The 16,376-nt window shown below is 48.1% G+C and carries 13 protein-coding genes and 1 pseudogene; 8 read left to right on the top strand and 6 right to left on the bottom strand.

All coding sequences use genetic code 11. The features are described 5' to 3' along the window. Positions 1 to 288: 288 nt before the first annotated feature. From NST44_RS20265 to NST44_RS20255, 3 genes are all read right to left on the bottom strand, one after another. Positions 289 to 1,191 carry an RCC1 domain-containing protein gene (locus NST44_RS20265; RefSeq protein ID WP_210094845.1) on the bottom strand — a complete coding sequence of 301 codons (903 nt, stop codon included), beginning with the start codon at positions 1,189 to 1,191 and terminating at the stop codon, positions 289 to 291. 88 nt (positions 1,192 to 1,279) lie between these two features. Further along, on the bottom strand, positions 1,280 to 2,194 hold the full coding sequence (locus NST44_RS20260) for a class I SAM-dependent methyltransferase (RefSeq protein ID WP_210094844.1): 915 nt from the start codon (positions 2,192 to 2,194) through the stop codon (positions 1,280 to 1,282). 162 nt (positions 2,195 to 2,356) lie between these two features. Next, a complete protein-coding gene (locus tag NST44_RS20255; protein ID WP_210094866.1) occupies positions 2,357 to 3,256 on the bottom strand; it encodes a LysR family transcriptional regulator in 900 nt (299 codons plus the stop codon). 144 nt (positions 3,257 to 3,400) lie between these two features. Between NST44_RS20255 and NST44_RS20250 the strand changes: the two genes are divergently transcribed. Then, positions 3,401 to 4,432, top strand: coding sequence for an alpha/beta fold hydrolase (locus NST44_RS20250; protein ID WP_340900484.1), 1,032 nt, complete (start codon positions 3,401 to 3,403; stop codon positions 4,430 to 4,432). Between the two features lie 180 nt (positions 4,433 to 4,612). On the opposite strand, the gene NST44_RS20245 is transcribed toward NST44_RS20250, so the two are convergent. Beyond that, entirely contained in the window at positions 4,613 to 4,993 is a 381-nt protein-coding gene (locus tag NST44_RS20245; protein WP_340900483.1) for a DUF6463 family protein, read from the bottom strand. Positions 4,994 to 5,066: 73 nt separating this feature from the next. Beyond that, entirely contained in the window at positions 5,067 to 5,855 is a 789-nt protein-coding gene (locus tag NST44_RS20240; protein WP_251534765.1) for a CPBP family intramembrane glutamic endopeptidase, read from the bottom strand. Positions 5,856 to 6,815: 960 nt separating this feature from the next. Between NST44_RS20240 and NST44_RS20235 the strand changes: the two genes are divergently transcribed. The 5 genes and pseudogenes from NST44_RS20235 to NST44_RS20210 form a co-directional block, all read left to right on the top strand. Next, positions 6,816 to 7,322 carry a DUF3995 domain-containing protein gene (locus NST44_RS20235; RefSeq protein ID WP_340900482.1) on the top strand — a complete coding sequence of 169 codons (507 nt, stop codon included), beginning with the start codon at positions 6,816 to 6,818 and terminating at the stop codon, positions 7,320 to 7,322. Positions 7,323 to 7,616: 294 nt separating this feature from the next. Beyond that, positions 7,617 to 8,567, top strand: coding sequence for a DUF7948 domain-containing protein (locus NST44_RS20225; protein ID WP_340900481.1), 951 nt, complete (start codon positions 7,617 to 7,619; stop codon positions 8,565 to 8,567). Next, on the top strand, positions 8,512 to 10,095 hold the full coding sequence (locus NST44_RS20220) for an SBBP repeat-containing protein (protein WP_340901457.1): 1,584 nt from the start codon (positions 8,512 to 8,514) through the stop codon (positions 10,093 to 10,095). The genes NST44_RS20225 and NST44_RS20220 overlap by 56 nt, the downstream gene beginning before the upstream one ends. Beyond that, positions 10,025 to 11,929 carry a DUF7507 domain-containing protein gene (locus tag NST44_RS20215; RefSeq protein ID WP_340900480.1) on the top strand — a complete coding sequence of 635 codons (1,905 nt, stop codon included), beginning with the start codon at positions 10,025 to 10,027 and terminating at the stop codon, positions 11,927 to 11,929. Before NST44_RS20220 ends, NST44_RS20215 begins: the two co-directional genes overlap by 71 nt. A gap of 19 nt (positions 11,930 to 11,948) precedes the next feature. Beyond that, positions 11,949 to 12,104, top strand: a pseudogene (locus tag NST44_RS20210) (alcohol dehydrogenase); the annotation flags it as partial. 192 nt (positions 12,105 to 12,296) lie between these two features. Here NST44_RS20210 and NST44_RS20205 read toward each other — a convergent pair. Beyond that, a complete protein-coding gene (locus tag NST44_RS20205) occupies positions 12,297 to 13,571 on the bottom strand; it encodes a histidine--tRNA ligase (RefSeq protein WP_210094837.1) in 1,275 nt (424 codons plus the stop codon). A 522-nt stretch (positions 13,572 to 14,093) separates the two neighbouring features. Between NST44_RS20205 and NST44_RS20200 the strand changes: the two genes are divergently transcribed. Then, positions 14,094 to 14,975 carry an AraC family transcriptional regulator gene (locus NST44_RS20200; protein ID WP_028406865.1) on the top strand — a complete coding sequence of 294 codons (882 nt, stop codon included), beginning with the start codon at positions 14,094 to 14,096 and terminating at the stop codon, positions 14,973 to 14,975. A 108-nt stretch (positions 14,976 to 15,083) separates the two neighbouring features. After that, entirely contained in the window at positions 15,084 to 16,370 is a 1,287-nt protein-coding gene (locus tag NST44_RS20195; RefSeq protein ID WP_210094836.1) for a glycoside hydrolase family 27 protein, read from the top strand. The last annotated feature ends 6 nt before the right edge of the window (positions 16,371 to 16,376 follow it).

Raw genomic sequence — 16,376 nt, 5'->3', positions numbered from 1 at the left:
TAAGTGTTGGATCAACATCGAATGTAATGCGTTTTCATGCGGGTTTTTGAACGTTCATCCGGGGAACAGGGGCTGTATCGACTCTTTTTTTTGTAATTATTTATGTTTTATTTTCAGAAAGTTTCACTTGTTGTCATTATATATAACATCATCAGATGTAGCTGACATCGCTGACAGTAGACAAACTGGATTCAACAAAAACCGGACAATGTAGATAAAAAAAAGCCGCATATTATGCGACTTTCAAATAAAAACCCCGACCCCTTTCTTCACCACGTAATGGATACCTCAGAACGATCTGCCAGGCAGTTGGATGCCCTGCCATTCGCCTACATCGCATTGGCCATTACTATTTCCACCCGCAGCAACCACCGAGCCGTCCGATTTAAGACCGAGCGTATGAGTGCAGCCCGCCGCAACGGCCACAATATCCCGCCAGCCGCTTACATTGCATTGGCCGTGCTCATTCATACCCACAGCCGTTACCGAGCCGTCCGATTTAAGGCCGAGCGTATGATAGCTTCCCGCCGCGATCGCCACAATACCGCGCCAATCGCTTACATTGCATTGGCCATGCCTATTCAAGCCCACGGCTACAACCGTGCCGTCCGATTTTAGGCCGACGGTATGAAGGTAACCCGCTGTTACCGCGACAATGTCGTGCCATTCATTTACATTACATTGGCCATAACGACTATTACCTACAGCCGTCACCGTGCCGTCCGATTGAAGACCGATGGTATGCCAGTCCCCCGCCGCTACTGCCACAATATCACGCCAGCTGCCAACATCGCATTGCCCCTCATCATTCCGACCCGCTGCCACCACCTTGCCATCCGATTGAAGCCCGACGGTACGACGCCAACCTGCTGCAACCGTCACAATATCACGCCAGCCGCTTACATTACATTGGTCATGCTTATTCCAACCCACTGCTACCACGGTGCCGTCCGATTTAAGCCCCACGGTATGAGCTCTGCCCGTGTTCGTCGCCATATGAACATTACCAACCGCAACCGCCACAATATCGCGCCAGCCGCTTACTTCACATTGACCATCATTATTGTCCCCCACAGCCGTCACCGTGCCGTCCGATTGAAGACCAACGGTATGACGACGCCCAGCGGCTATGGGATGTTTAGGCCACCATTTCACCTTTAGCACCGCTTCTTTCGGTGAAGTGTACTCCATGTTTTGCCTCCTTGAACACAAGAATTATTCTACTGTAATACGTCTCTTTACAGGCAAATGTCGCAATCGGGCTTCAGAGCTGCACATCTTATTTCTTTACGGCATGGATAAAATGAATGGTCTCGAAAGCAGATAAATAATCCGTCCGATCACGGAAGAAAAGCTCTTGGATCTTTGTTGGCGATAGATGTTCATAAATCAATAAACCGGATCTTTCCAGTAATTTTTCAATTTTTTGATAAGAAAAGCTTGATTTCATCGGCTCTCCACTTGCATAAGCCATTTTCACCATATTTTCAACTCTATTAAACTTTCCTTTTTCTATAAAGAAATTCTCATCCGCATAATCAAAAACAATAGAACTTCCAGATGGGACATTGGCAAATAATTGAAGAATCAAGGATGCATTTTCCTCTTCCGTTAGATAATAAGAGACACCCAAAAGGCTAAAGAACGTTTTTTGGTTTTTAAATCCATTGTCTAATAAGGATTCATAGGGAAACTTAGTAGTAAAGTCTATTGAAACAAAATGAAGATTACTCGGAATATGGAGTTCTGCGGCCTCCAGCTTCTTCCTTTTCATTTCCTGTGTAGCTGGGTGATCGATTTCAAATACACTTAAGCTGTGCTCCAGCTCCGGATATCGCAAACAAAATGTGTCTAGGCCAGCTCCAAGTATGACATACTGCTTTACACCAAGCATAATTTCGTTAAGTAATACTTTTTCACAATAGGCGGAGCGTGCTAAGGAAACTGGGGAAAGCTGGATCTGTGTGATCCATTTCAATATTTCCGCTGGACTATCTTTAAATTGTTGCCCAATCTCACTATTGAAAAACTGGATTCCATTAATCATGTTGTTACTGATTGCCGAGAATTCTTCTTCGGATATCAAACGGTTCGCGATAAAATCATCAAAAATTATCGGTGTGTCATATTTGCTATGATATGACCGGCCAAAAGCCGATATCAAGGACGTTATACTGGATTCATTTTGTTTCATGCTTTGTTCTCCCATAAAAAAATAAGATTCCCCTGGCCAGGAGAATCTTATTGTAAATCATATTATTAAGAATGTAAATTATAGCATAAATAAATTATTTTGTCAAGTATTTTACTCACGCCCCCGCTCCACGCCGGGTCTCAACACCCTAAGCTAAATGTATTAGTTCTCCTCCTCTACCGCAATAACCTCCCTTGCTGCCTCGATGAAGGATAATATGATCGGTGAAAGCCACTTGTCTTTATGCCATAGCATCTGTGTATACACGTGCAAGTCCGGAATTTGCCATGGAAGAGCAACAAGCTCACCCCGTTCAACCTCGGCTTCTACGACGATTTCAGGAAGAAAGGCAATGCCGATTCCCGTAATTGCGCATTGTTTAATAGCTTCAGCACTTTGAAACTCTAAATACGTAATACTATCAATGCCCTCTTTCTCAAATGATCGGTCAAACATGGTTCGATAGGGGCAGCCCTTTTCATTCGTCAGGAACACTTCTCCGTGAAAATCCTCCAGCTGCAGCACCGTACGTTGTGCGAGCGGATGGTCCGGAGCGGCGAATAAGCGGAACGTTTCTTCCAGCAACGGCTCCACCGCAAGTCCGCTTGAGCGAATGGGTTCGTCCAGCATAAAGACGACATCCGCGGTTCCCTCAAAGAGCGATTGCTTGAGTTCCTGATTGGGAACGGAGCGGAAGATGAGGCGCACGCCCGGATGGCGCGAACGAAAAAGCTGAAAGACAACCGGAAGGCGATAGGCGCAAAGCACCTCGTTGGCGCTAATCGTTAGGGTGCCGCTTAAGTTTTCATTGTCATGAACAACACTGCGAGCCTCGTCCAATTGGTTTAGCACGCCTTCGACATGAGTCAAAAAGCGTTTACCCGCAGTTGTAAGAACGAGCTGCTTGCCCAAGCGGTCAAAGAGACGAACCCCCAGCTCCTCCTCCAATGCTTTCATTTGCATCGTTACGTTGGAGGGGACGTAGTTCAACACTTCCGCTGCCCGGCTGAAATTTAAGGTGGATGCCACCGTACGGAACGTGTTCAGTTGGCGCAATTCCATCATACGATCCCCCTTTTACCTTCAATATGATTGAATATAGCTTTGAAATTCATTCACTTTTATTGAGAGTATCACGGAACTATACTAACAACAAGAATTACATTCTTAATAAATGGTTTCATTTTGAAGGGAGCAAACAATACGATGGATTATGAAATATTTGATTTGGGTGACGTTACCTTGCAGTCCGGCGTGACGTTACCGAACGCTTTTCTTGCTTATAAGACTTACGGACGATTGAATGGAAAAAAGGATAATGTCATCGTCTATCCAACGGCATTTGGCGACCATCATGTTCAGAATGAATGGTTGATTGGAAACGGCATGGCACTAGATCCGCGAGAATATTTCATTATCGTACCCAATTTGCTCGGCAACGGGTTATCCTCGTCTCCCAGCAACACGCCACCCCCATTCGACCGGGCTAATTTTCCGCAGGTAACCATCTATGATAACGTTCAATTCCAGCATCGGCTGGTGACCGAAAAATTCGGCATTCAAAAAATCGCGCTCGTCGTTGGATGGTCGATGGGAGGCATTCAAGCTTTCCAATGGGGAGCAAGTTATCCCGACATGGTGGAGCGAATTGCTCCCTTCGCCGGTGTTGCAAAGACTTGGCCTCAAACGTATGTCGTCTTGGAAGGAATGAAGGCTGCACTTATGGCCGCAGTTCGCTTCGATTTAAGTAAACTTAACCAGTTGACTGCTGCAGACATGCGTGCCGTTGGCCGTGTATATGCGGGATGGGGCTTATCGCAGGCGTTTTACAGAGAGGAACTTTATCGTGAGCTGGGATTTGATACATTAGCCGATTTTGTGGCTGGCTTTTGGGAAGAGAGCTTTATGCAGATGGATCCGCACAATGTTCTGGCCATGTTATGGACAGGTCAGAATGCAGATATTAGTGCAAATCCATCCTATAACGGAGATTTCGATCAGGCGCTCAGAAGCATTCAAGCACTCGCCTGCGTCATGCCAGGGAGCACGGATCTCTTCTGCACGGCGGACGATAACGAATACGAGGCTAAGCGTATGCCTAATGCAGTTTTTAATCCGATCGAGTCGATCTGGGGACACTTTGCCGGTCGCGGCATCAACCGTGCCGATAATGAATGGATTGATGACAATCTTAAGCGCTTGTTGGCGCTGCGGACGAACGGGTCGTTCGACAATTGATACTACTCTTCAGTCGTTTCCTTTAAGAGATAATGATCTTGCCCGAAGATCATAGGATGAGGTCACCAGATTTTCTGGTCGACCTCTTTTTTTGTATTTCGTACTAGTTGGACAGTTTTGCCGGTTAGCTGAATATGTCGCCAATTTCCATCCGGACATAAACTTGATTCGCCCTTCACATCACTTTCGTAATAATAACCATGCCTGAGGCAAGCCAAGCCAAAAACCCGAAGCCGGCATTACGATGGCGCCGAACAAACAGATAACCAGCAGGATCCAACCGAAAATTGCGGGAGGAGCGATTCCATTCTTTTTAATTAGCCAATCTACCATATAGCCAAGCAACATTAGCAGAAAGCCGAACATCATGTACCAGAACGCGGTTCCACGATCCCACTGATCATCAGCCACCGTACTCCACAAGCCTTCGGTAACGATGGGCTGTAATTGACCTGTGTAAGCAAATAGTCCAAAAATAACATGGAGCAACCCCGTCAACATAAGCATTATTCCAACATGGCGCTTTATCCCACTTATCATAGTGCCCCCTCCTTTCTTCATAACCCACTCGCCTCCCTATTTCGCTCCAAGCAATCCTCAAACATGATTTTATCCTCAAACAGATTTCAAAGCATCAATGGGTGCGATAAGGATTTAAGGTCTTAGGATCCCAAAAAAACAATAGGCTTACAATCGTGATTACCAAAAAAGCTGACGTTATGACCGGGTCATAATGTGAACCATTATCGGGGAATACCGTTATACTGACGTTTACGAAAGCATGGAACAAGATTATCGCAAAAATGCTTTTTCCGGTGTTGTTATAGAGCCATACCATGAGGATTCGAAGCAGGATTGCCGTGAAGCACTGCCATACGATCCACGTTACACTATGGTTTGTTTGAATATATGGAACCAAGTGCCATATCCCCCACAACGTCCCCATGATCATGCTGGTGGTAAGTGCGTTCCAACGGTTTAGCATGGGCTCTACGGCATATCCCATCCAGCCCATTTCCTCGCAGGCAGCTGCAATGAAATACATTAGCACAAGGATCGGTATCGATAGAAAAGGTATGTTCGGTTCGGGGAGCGATCGCCCGATCAAGCTCATGAACCAATATGACAGTAACATGATCATTGGCATCAAAAATAGTATGGGTAAATACCAGCTCTTCTGCTTGATTCGCTTATAATCGAATATTCGTTTCAATAACCTCCGTACGCCACTTTCTCCCTCTTCTCGGTAAGTGAGTATCAATGCGGCTGCCATTGGACAGAAGAACATAAGTGCACTGACAGGAAGATTCATTGGAAGCCATTTAACCGGCATAGAACCAAATAGCCAAAATGGTATCGAAAGGGCGAAAACCAATACATAAAATGTTCGTGGCGACCTATTCAATGAACGTTCTACATTCATGACATGCAACCTCTTTTAATACGAATTCGTAGTATTTACAAATAATGATTAGCCCGCTGGGGGCAGTTACTCCTTAACTCTGATCTTCACCGGATGATTTGACGCGTTGCCGGTCATTGAACGATTTGGCGACTCTATCCTGATTGGCGGCCTTTTTATTACGATTTCGTAGTAAGCCCTGCACACAATTTAATACGTTTTCGTAGCATTGTCAAGATGCAATTAGCGCTGCTATGTTGTATGCAGAAGTTATTTTGTAAATATGCCCTCTTCGCCCGCTTCATTCGTTACCTTGAATAACCCGCTTCACCCCCCCCTTCACATTAATATCAAAGCTCCAGTTTTTGTTCCAGTTCGGCCTTCTGGCGTAAGTGATGGCGGAAATGCATACCGACCAAATCGAACCACTCCCGTGCGTTAAGCCACCCAAACCCTTCATGCCTCACTTTATAATTGGGGTTTATTGCATTTGCCTTCTCCTCCCATTCATACATTCCCTTAAGCACCGTATCGAGTCTTGAATTAGTTCATCCACGGTTTCGGAATTACTTGGGGTATTTTCAGGTCCATCCGGTAATCTGATTTTTATCGGAGGAAATGAACCGGCGCAAAACAATTGTGCGCCAGCCTCTGTCTTTCCTTGGGGTTGCACTTCACTCGAGGATGCGCATTTTTGGACTTGGACAAGGTAATCGAGAGCTGTGAGGATCATATGATCATACATTTGACCGAGAGACCATACTCCTGGTTCAGATATATGTCTTAATTGGTCGATGGAATACTGCTGCAGATTGATTTTGTATAAATCGATTAGTTCCGAATAATTTATTGATTAACCTTTCATCATTGGATAGTATTTGTGTAAGTATGGACTTCGGAATTTTTAACATAGCTTTTTTTATATTCGCAGCACGACGAATCATGAATCACGAACGAACATCCTTGAAAGGCGGTGTCGATATGTCCATTCAACAAAAGCGATGGCCGATCACTTGGGGAATCGTCTGGTCTTTACTGTTCGCCTTGATGAGCTTTTATTGGGCGAGTGGCGGCAAACTTGGGGTCCATACGCTCGGGCCGGAAATTTCGCGTCAAGCCGATTTGCGCGATGGCGGCTTCATTCTCATTGTATGGTTAACGGGGGTGGCCAAGGTTGCAGGGGCTGTTCTATTACTCGCATTAAAAATCAAATGGAACAGCGTTCTTCTCCAAGCAGCCTTCCGAATCGCAGCCATGGTAGGCGGAGTACTTCTTGTCCTCTATGGGCTATTTAACTTCGTAGCAGTGCTGCTCGTGCTGGCCCAAGTTCTGGATTTGCCAGCAATTGACTCTTATTCGGCGTGGTGGCGACTCTTCTTCTGGGAGCCGTTCTGGATGCTGGGCGGGCTGTTATATTTTTTTGCCGGCCGGACGGCGGGAGCTGGTAACACTGCCAGCCGGAATGGGGCAAGTACGTTTCGCAAATGAATTAACGAATACTCCCTTTTTCAAGAGTATAGTCTTCATTGGAATTCCTTATCTCCATCACTGAATTTTTCTCAACAGGCGCTTGAGCCATCCACCGATTTTCCGGATAGCCCGGCGATCGCCGCGACCCAAGTCAGGGCCAGCGCAAACCACAAGAGTATACCGGCTTCGTACGCCAAGTCAGAATCCCCGCAGACGAACAATAATCCCATACATCTGGAAAGTCTTCAATTGAACCTTTCAGACAGGATGTTCATACCCTAATGATAAATGTCTTGAGAGGAGTTTATTTCGTTGAGCGTATTAGAATCCGGTTCAAGAAAAAGCATTCTTCCCTACGGAAAGCTGCCACTTTTATTCACGCAAAACGTCGGTCAATTCGATCCAAACACGCTTTATTTCACGCAGGATTCGGGATTGCGCGGTTCATTCGAGGCGGATCGGATCTTGCTGACGCTCTACAAGTCCGAATCCACGGATGCGGAGCGAACGATGAGCGGCGTCGTATTGGCGTGGCGTTTCGAATCCCCTGGGAAGACATCCTGGCTTGAACCGATGTCAAGGGATGAAGGCAAGTTTCATTATTTTCGGGGCAATGATCCAAAGCGTCATATAACGCATGTCGATACGTATCGGGGAGTGGCATACCGGGAGCTATGGCCAGGTATCGACGCCGTGATCCAAGGAAGTGGCGGTAAGCTCAAATTTGACTGGCTGCTAAGTCCGGGTGCGCGGGTGGAGGATATTCAGCTGGTATGCAGCGGCTCGGACGAGGTTCAACTTGACGAGGAAGGCAATCTGCTCCTGATCACGCCTTATGGTACGCTTATTGATCAGAAACCCATCGCCTACCAGGAAGTAGACGGCGTACGTAAGGAATTGGGGTGCCGATATGTCGTGGAATCCATACAGGAAGGCAGGAGTCGGATCGGGTTCGAAATGACCGAAGCGTATGATCGTGAACTTCCCTTGGTCATTGATCCGGTCATCTTGTATTCGACTTATCTTGGCGGATCGGACATTGACGATGGCATGGACATTGTGGTCGATGAATTCGAGCAGGCTTATGTGACTGGCACCACAGCCTCGGCCGATTTCCCCGTGACACCAGGTGCTTTCCAAGTGTCGTTTCAAGGCACGGAAGACGTCTTTGTCAGCAAGATCGATGCTTCGGGAACATTTTTAATCTATTCTACCTTCATCGGGAGGAAGTGCTTCGGATACGGGCAGAAGCATTGCTATTGACTTCGCCGGGAATGCGTACATTACCGGTACCACTTTTTCCAGCGATTATCCGACAACCCCCGGTGCTTTTCAAACCACGGCCGTATTCACTAGCAGTAATGCGTTTGTAACGAAAATAAGTCCTGATGGCGGTTCGCTCGTATATTCCACCTATTTGGGAGGCTCCGCAGAAGATACAGGATTCGGCATTGCCATCGATACGTCTGACAACGCGTATGTGACTGGTCACACGATGTCAAGCGACTTCCCGGTGACCCCGGGTGCTCTTAGGACAATCAAACCCATTTCACCAACTTCGTTCGTAACGAAATTGAATGCCGATGGAACGGGGTTGATATACTCGACCTACCTGGGAGGAGACCTGGGAACGACTGACACCTTCGGTATTGCCGTGGATGACTTCGGCAATGCTTACCTCGCCGGTCAGACGGTAGCCTCGGATTTCCCGACAACGCCTGGGGCGTTTCAAACAACCACTCAGGGCGATGTCGACGGATTTGTCGTGAAGCTCAACCCAACGGGAACCGCGCTCGTATATGGAACTTTCCTGGGCGGCAGTTTGAGCGATGTTGCGCATGATATTACGATCGATACGGCGGGTAATGCTTATGTTACCGGATTATCGGCCTCTCCCGATTTTCCGACGACGTCCGGATCGTTTGTCACGCCTCTAGGGACTGCCTGGGCTTTCGTTACAAAACTGAACCCCACGGGAACCGGTCTCATCTATTCCGCGCTGATCGGGGGGAACGGCTCCAATACGGGCCTTGCCATCACCATTAATTCGGCGCGCAGTGCTATGATTACAGGACAAACAACGTCTACGGATTATCCATTGACCGGTGACGCGATTCAATTCTCCCTCTTCGGCACCACCGACGCTTTCGTCACGGTTCTCGATCCTACCGGCTCGTTTCTTGAATTTTCCACCTATTTGGGTGGCAGCTCGACCGACATCGGCAACGGAATAGCCGTGGACTTGAATAATCAGATTTATATTACCGGCCAAACGTTCTCCTTCGACTATCCGGTGTCTTCCTTCACCTTACAACCTTTCCTCAACGGGGTGAGTGATGCGTTTATTACAAAGCTCGGGGAGCAAGCTACTATATTTGTTAATAAATTCGCCACCCGATTCGAAGTTCGCCCGGGAGAAGTAGTCGAATTTATTATAGAGGTCATAAATGAAAGCAGCATTCCGCTTACCAATGTATTCATTGAAGATCCGTTCCTTGGTTTTTTTCATATACTTCCTGTTCTCAATCCGTTTGAAGTGTTCGTCATTCCTCTCCCCTTCTTTGTTCCAGATCAGTTTCCTCCGGGCTTTATCATTAACGAAGTGTTCGTTAGAGCAGATCAAGTACGGGACCCGGTCATTGCAAAAGCTGAAATCTTCGTTACGGAAAATCCCATACTCGAAGCAACGAAAACAGTGAATCCATCTTCGGCCGCTCCCGGTGAAACCGTCGTGTGCACCGCGGCTCAGTCTGGTGAAATCCGCGGACCGTATATCGGTATTACCTGGTGAAACGATTCAATTCTCGTTTGAAGTTACCAATACGGGAAATACCGACTTGACGAATATCATCATTACCGATGATACGATCGTTAGCGAGATCCAGGTGCCAAGTCTCGCCATTGGTGAGACCCAAGTGCTTACAGTACCGTTTCTCGTGCCGCTAGAGACACCTTCACAGACCTACACCAATACGGCGATGGCCACCAGTGATCAGGCACCAAGCGTCACATCGAGCTTTGACGTACTGGTCGTTGAAGCGCCGCAGCTCGGCGTACGAAAGATCCCTTCCGTGACTTCCGTCATGCCGGGCCAGACGTTCCAATACTCGATTGTCATCGATAATATCGGCAATGTCCCTCTAACCAGTATTGTCCTTGAGGACCCATCGCTCGGCTTTGCCGAGACGATCGAAAGTTTCGCCATCGGCGAACGACGCGAGTTTATTATTCCTTTTACGGTCCCGCTGGATGCTGAGCCGGGATCAAATATCATGAACGAGCTCACCGTTCAATCCACGCAAACCGGATCGCAGCAAGTCTTGGCAACCGTTACGGTAACGGCAATTGGGCTTGCGCTCACCAAGACGGCAGATCTTGCCGTTGCGGCACCTGGCGATACGGTTGTGTTTACCCTTACGGTGACAAATACGCTTACCGAGCCACAGACCAATGTCGTCCTGAGCGATCCGCTGCTTGGCCTAAGCGAGACGATACCCCTCATTCCTGCTGGCGGAACGATTACCCGGACGGGTTCCTTTACGATACCCGCTGATGCTGCGAACGGAAGCGTAATTACGAACAGCTTTACGGCCGTTTCAGACCAGACACCGCTGCAAACCGCTGAAGCCGAGGTTGTCGTTGTATCCATACCCGGCGCCACGACGACACTGACGGTAACCAAGCTGCCGGACCGCAGTGTAGCCGCAACGGGTGAAACGGTAACCTATACGGTTGAAGTAACGAACACCGGCAGCAATCCTGCAACCAGCGTTACCGTCGTCGATTCCTTGACCGGAACCGTGGTCGTGATCCCAGTCATTGCGCCGGGAGCAACAGAAGTCGTGATGTTTACTTTCCAAATACCGACAAACGCACTCCAGGGGACCGTATTTGCGAACCGCGTCACCGTGAGCTGGCCGGAAAATCCGGTGTCCTCTCCGATATTTAGCGAAACGCGCGTTGTAGTAGCTCTGCCTTCCACGCTAGTTGACATTAACGTCGTAGCCGATCCGCCTACAGCCAGTCCGGGATCAGTAGTTAATAAAACGATCAGAGTTACAAACGTATCGAATGTAACGTTGACGGATGTTCCAAACCGAACGTTGACGGATGTGCGTGTTATTGATTTTCTCCTGGGTTTCAATGTCGTTATCCCATCCTTGGGACCGGGTGAAACGCGGGTCTTTACGCTTCCGTTTACGATTCCTGCGACCTCTGTGGGAGGCGAGATCTTCCAGAACAACGTTGTTCTTTTCTCGAACCAATCTCCGCTGCAGACGGCATCGGTCGATATCGTAACCGAGCTGCTGCCGAATGTCATATTAACCGAAACGGTGGACCGTCCGATAGGAAGACCGGGTGAACTCGTCCATTTCTTCATCTTCTTTCAAAATACGGGAAATGTGGTCCTTCGAAATGTCGTAGTGACCGCACCGCTCTTCAACCTTCAGGTACGACTCGAGCAACTGGACATCGGTGCAGATGAAAATATTCGTATTCCGTTTATTTTGCCGGATGTTGAAGAAGATACTATTATAACAAGCCCGGTAACTTTGACTTCGGACAATGGACCGACAAGGAATGCATCGGCGCTCGTCCGGGTTATTGCTGAGGAAGAGGAATAAGCTCGCCCAAAGCGTCCAAATTCAAGAGACTCAGGAAATGTTAGAGTTCTGTGCCAAGCATAACATTTCTCCTAAGATCGAAGTGATCTCAGCGGACCAAATTGATGAAGCCTACGAACGTGTATTAGCTTCAGACGTAAAGTATCGATTCGTCATTGACATTAGCACGATGTGAGAAATGGATGTGTTAACTTAACTCTCTCATATCCTTATTATTAAAAATGCCCCCAAGCTTCTTGGGGGCATTTTGTTTGAAGACAGGAGGTATTTAGAGACTTCAATGTTGCAACGTTCTTGGTACGCAGCATTTTTCGTACCTTCCATGTTTAAAAACGGCCGGCCCCATTTGGTGACCAGCCATTCATATTCAATATTTCAATAAGCCTATTGCTTCTGAGACATTTACAACAGTTTCAGTCATTTCATTCATATCTTTTAATCGCAGATTACCAGCCAAAGCTTCATTCTCGCCAATTAAAATCACATAAGGAATACCTTTGGATGAGGCACTTGCAAGTGATTTTTTCAATTTTCGTTTGCTTGTGTCTATCCGTGCCCGTATGCCACTTTTTCTTAGTTCAGCTGATACTTTTAGAGTCTCAGCGATGGTATCCCCAATGGGTATGACAACGACAGAAGGAGGCTGTATTTGACTGGTTCGGGTACTCATCATCTCAATGATCGACTCCATCCCGAATGAAAGTCCTACAGTGGGATATTGAATGTCCTGTTTGCCAACTAACTGACCGATGATGGAATCATATCTGCCGCCCCCACCTAAGCTTGAAGTAAATGAATCAGATGCATCAAAAATCTCATAAACCGTGCCTGTATAAAATGATAATCCACGTGAAAGAAATGGATCAAATTTGCATATTTGCTCTAAATCGAGTTTCACAATAAGCTCCTGGAGAGCCATCACCTCTAAGGCGCCTGGATATTTCTGTATACCATATTTGCATGATATTTGTTCAAACGTCGGGTTTTCTGTATCAATTAACCCCAATATTTCATCGATTATTCGGATATCCAAGCCTTTGCTTTCGAGCTCCGTGACAATATCCTCCTTCCCGACTTTCTTTATTTTATCGAGAGTCAACATAACGGTAAGTTTTTTTTCTGAAGGAATGCCAATGGATTCAAGAACTTCGCCCAAATACCTTCTGTTGTTCCATCGGAGAACTATGGGGATTTCCAATCTATTAAACGCCTCAGCGGCTAATTGCATTAATTCTGCTTCTGCCTCGGGGCCCTCTACACCCACAACATCGACATCACACTGTATAAATTCGCGTAAGCGTCCACGTTTGACGGGTCCATCCCTAAAAACTTTTCCGATTTCGTATCTTTTGTACGGAAGCTCAATGCCTGGGTTAAGCGCAATCACTTTAGCAAAGGGAATCGTGAGGTCATAACGGAGCCCGAGGCTGCGCTTTCCTTGGTCAGTTAATTGGTACATTTCTTTTAATATTTCATCTCCACCCGCATATTTCGATCTCAAAAGATCGAGCTCATTCAATACCGAAGTGTCCATTCCTTCAAAATCATACAACTCGAATATTTCCTGGAGCGAAGCTTGAACTTTCTTTCGGATCGCTTGCTCCACTCCAAAGTAATCATAGGTACCTTTTACATTTTGCATAACTTCATTCCCCTTTCTTTTTTTGGAAAACAAAAAACGCGCCGGACCTCATGGTCCTGCGCGCTTGATATGCCGCAGGGAGGCCAACGCGAGAAGCGTTAGCCCACCCTGTTATTTTACAGGTGTGCTAACGCTGTTTGTGATGATGAAGTTGATTCATCATGATGGGATACATGGTCGATCTCCTTCCGATATCCTTGATAATGGAAACTATAACAGACTCTTACGCCTCATGCAAGGACATTCAACGCGCCGATTAACCTTTCCAATCATCTTATCGGCTAACGAATCAAACTCCTCCTGCTTATACCCCAATTACCGCCAAAAAGAAGCACTGTCCATCGCCCTGCTTTCTCAGCATTTATCATTTATAATAAAATCGCATTTGAGGTACAGTTTAATCCAAATCCGATAGGATTTTATACTGAATCAAGATCGTTATACAATTCAATCGGGACGCGGATCAAATTCTTTACACACGGCTCTAACTATTATTGCATCATTCCTGCGAGGAGGACGATTATGGACATTCCCAAGGGTACTTACGGCTTTCGGTTCGCCGAAGATAAGGAGCTCCAGTTGTGCGTATTATTTGCTGCCGGCTATGATTCGATCACAACTTCTTCTTATCGCTGGGACGGACTGGAGCGGGCCGATGGCCCTCTCCTGCTGTTCCAATATACCCTCTCTGGCGAAGGCGTATATGAATCCGGGAACCGGACGCACCGCGTCACCGCCGGACAGGCTTTTCTCGCCGAAATTCCGGGCCCCCATCGATACTACTACCCCGCGGAGTCGAACGAGCCTTGGGAATTCATCTTCTTGCTGTTCCGGCCCAATCTCATTCTCCCCCATTGGCGCAGATTCCTGCGCGAGGCCGGGGAAGTACCTTATCTGCCTGTAGATAGTGCGCCAGTCCGCTTATCTCGCATCATTGTGGCCGATGCGGGAGCAGGCCGAATCTCCGATCCCCTGATCGCGTCGTCTTGCGTCTATCAGTTTATGACAGAACTGACCAGAATGCACGTCACAACGCTGCGGAACCGGGAGAACTGGCCGGAGAACGTAAGGCGCGCAGCTGAATTCATCGAGCTCAACTATTCACGGATGATCAGCATCGACCAGCTTTCTGAGCATGTATCCCTATCCAAATACCATTTGATCCGCCGGTTTTCCGCAAGCACGGGCATGACGCCCGGCGCTTATTTAACTCGTATCCGCACCGAAAAAGCCATGGAGCTGCTTCGGGGAACCGGCCTTAGCCTGGAGACCATCGCCGAGCGGATTGGTTATTCCAGCGGTAGTTATTTCATTAAAGCGTTTCGCAACTTGACGGGGCTCACGCCGGGAGAATTTCGAAGCGGAGTCGACAGCCTTGCTTATCGTAAGCTGTTCTTCGATTAACCGCAATATTCTGCTATCGAGTCTTCAAAATTACTATAGATGTGGCTAGGCTCCTTTATTATGATGAACATGGAAAGAGCAATAATGAATCAGTAAAGGAGCTTGGACATGGATCATAAGCTTGCAGCACCTACACCGCCGCTTGGCTGGAACAGTTGGGACTGCTACGGCGCGGCCGTAACGGAAGACGAGATTCGAGGCAATGCGGAATACATGGCGAAGCATCTAAAGGCATTCGGCTGGAGCTACATCACCGTTGATATCCAGTGGTACGAGCCCTATGCGAATTCTTCGCAGTACCGTCCGTTTGTTCCGCTCGTAATGGATGGATATTCCCGGCTCATGCCTGCCGAGAATCGGTTCCCCTCCGCTGCTGGCGGTCAAGGCTTCAAACCGTTAGCCGATTATGTACACAGTCTTGGACTGCAATTCGGCATTCACATCATGCGCGGCATTCCCCGGCAGGCTGTTCACGCGGCCGCTCCGATTCTGGGGACGACGGCAACGGCACGTGATATTGCGCATACGAATTCGATCTGCCCATGGAATACGGATATGTACGGCGTGGATGCCTCCAAGGAAGGAGCACAGGCCTACTACGATTCGCTCTTTGAATTGTATGCAGAATGGGGCGTAGACCTGGTGAAGGTTGACGATATCGCAGCTTCCAAACTGTACGATACCCATCAGCCGGAGATCGCCATGATCTCTAAAGCGATCGAGCGATGCGGCCGGCCTATGGTGCTTAGTCTATCCCCTGGCCCTGCTCCAGTGGAATATTCGCCGTTCTTCGCAGAGCATGCCAACATGTGGCGAATCACGGACGACTTCTGGGACCGGTGGCCGCTCTTGCTTGATATGTTTGACCGCTGCCGGGCATGGCAAGGCGTTCCTCAAGGTGGCTGCTGGCCGGACTGCGACATGCTACCGCTCGGTCACATCGGCATTCGCTCGGTGGATGGCGGGGGATCAGACCGCTGGACCCGCTTCACGCGCGACGAACAGTTGACCATGATGTCGCTATGGAGCATTTTCCGCTCGCCACTTATATTCGGCGGCGAGTTGCGGGATTGCGACGACTGGACGTTGTCGCTGCTTACTAACCGAGAGGTTCTGCGCATGCACCGGGAGAGCCGCGGCGCGAAGGAAGCATTACGTGAGGGCGATCTCATAGTCTGGACATCCGAAGAGCCGGAGGGCTCCCGCTATGCGGCCGTATTCAACATTGGAGAGAATCCGCTGCCATTGAATCTGATCCTTGAACGGATCGGCCTGACGGGCGCCGCCTCAGGCACCGAGCTGTGGAGCGGAGCGCCAGCCGAGCTTGCGTCAGATGTGCTGCAGGCCACGGTGCCGCCACATGGGGTACGCCTTTATCGGTTCTTTTATTCATAGCATCAC

The organism is Paenibacillus sp. FSL W8-0919 (assembly GCF_038003785.1).
Lineage (GTDB): Bacteria > Bacillota > Bacilli > Paenibacillales > Paenibacillaceae > Paenibacillus_AQ > Paenibacillus_AQ lactis.
The sequence above is the reverse complement of the archived record's forward strand: the minus strand, read 5'-3'. Positions and strand labels throughout refer to the sequence as shown.

Bases quoted from the DNA above. Each gene is read 5' to 3' on its own strand.
- NST44_RS20265 (WP_210094845.1), bottom strand. From the start codon at position 1,191: ATGGAGTACACTTCACCGAAAGAAGCGGTGCTAAAGGTGAAATGGTGG.
- NST44_RS20260 (WP_210094844.1), bottom strand. From the start codon at position 2,194: ATGAAACAAAATGAATCCAGTATAACGTCCTTGATATCGGCTTTTGGC.
- NST44_RS20255 (WP_210094866.1), bottom strand. From the start codon at position 3,256: ATGGAATTGCGCCAACTGAACACGTTCCGTACGGTGGCATCCACCTTA.
- NST44_RS20250 (WP_340900484.1), top strand. From the start codon at position 3,401: ATGGATTATGAAATATTTGATTTGGGTGACGTTACCTTGCAGTCCGGC.
- NST44_RS20245 (WP_340900483.1), bottom strand. From the start codon at position 4,993: ATGAAGAAAGGAGGGGGCACTATGATAAGTGGGATAAAGCGCCATGTT.
- NST44_RS20240 (WP_251534765.1), bottom strand. From the start codon at position 5,855: ATGAATGTAGAACGTTCATTGAATAGGTCGCCACGAACATTTTATGTA.
- NST44_RS20235 (WP_340900482.1), top strand. From the start codon at position 6,816: ATGTCCATTCAACAAAAGCGATGGCCGATCACTTGGGGAATCGTCTGG.
- NST44_RS20205 (WP_210094837.1), bottom strand. From the start codon at position 13,571: ATGCAAAATGTAAAAGGTACCTATGATTACTTTGGAGTGGAGCAAGCG.
- NST44_RS20200 (WP_028406865.1), top strand. From the start codon at position 14,094: ATGGACATTCCCAAGGGTACTTACGGCTTTCGGTTCGCCGAAGATAAG.
- NST44_RS20195 (WP_210094836.1), top strand. From the start codon at position 15,084: ATGGATCATAAGCTTGCAGCACCTACACCGCCGCTTGGCTGGAACAGT.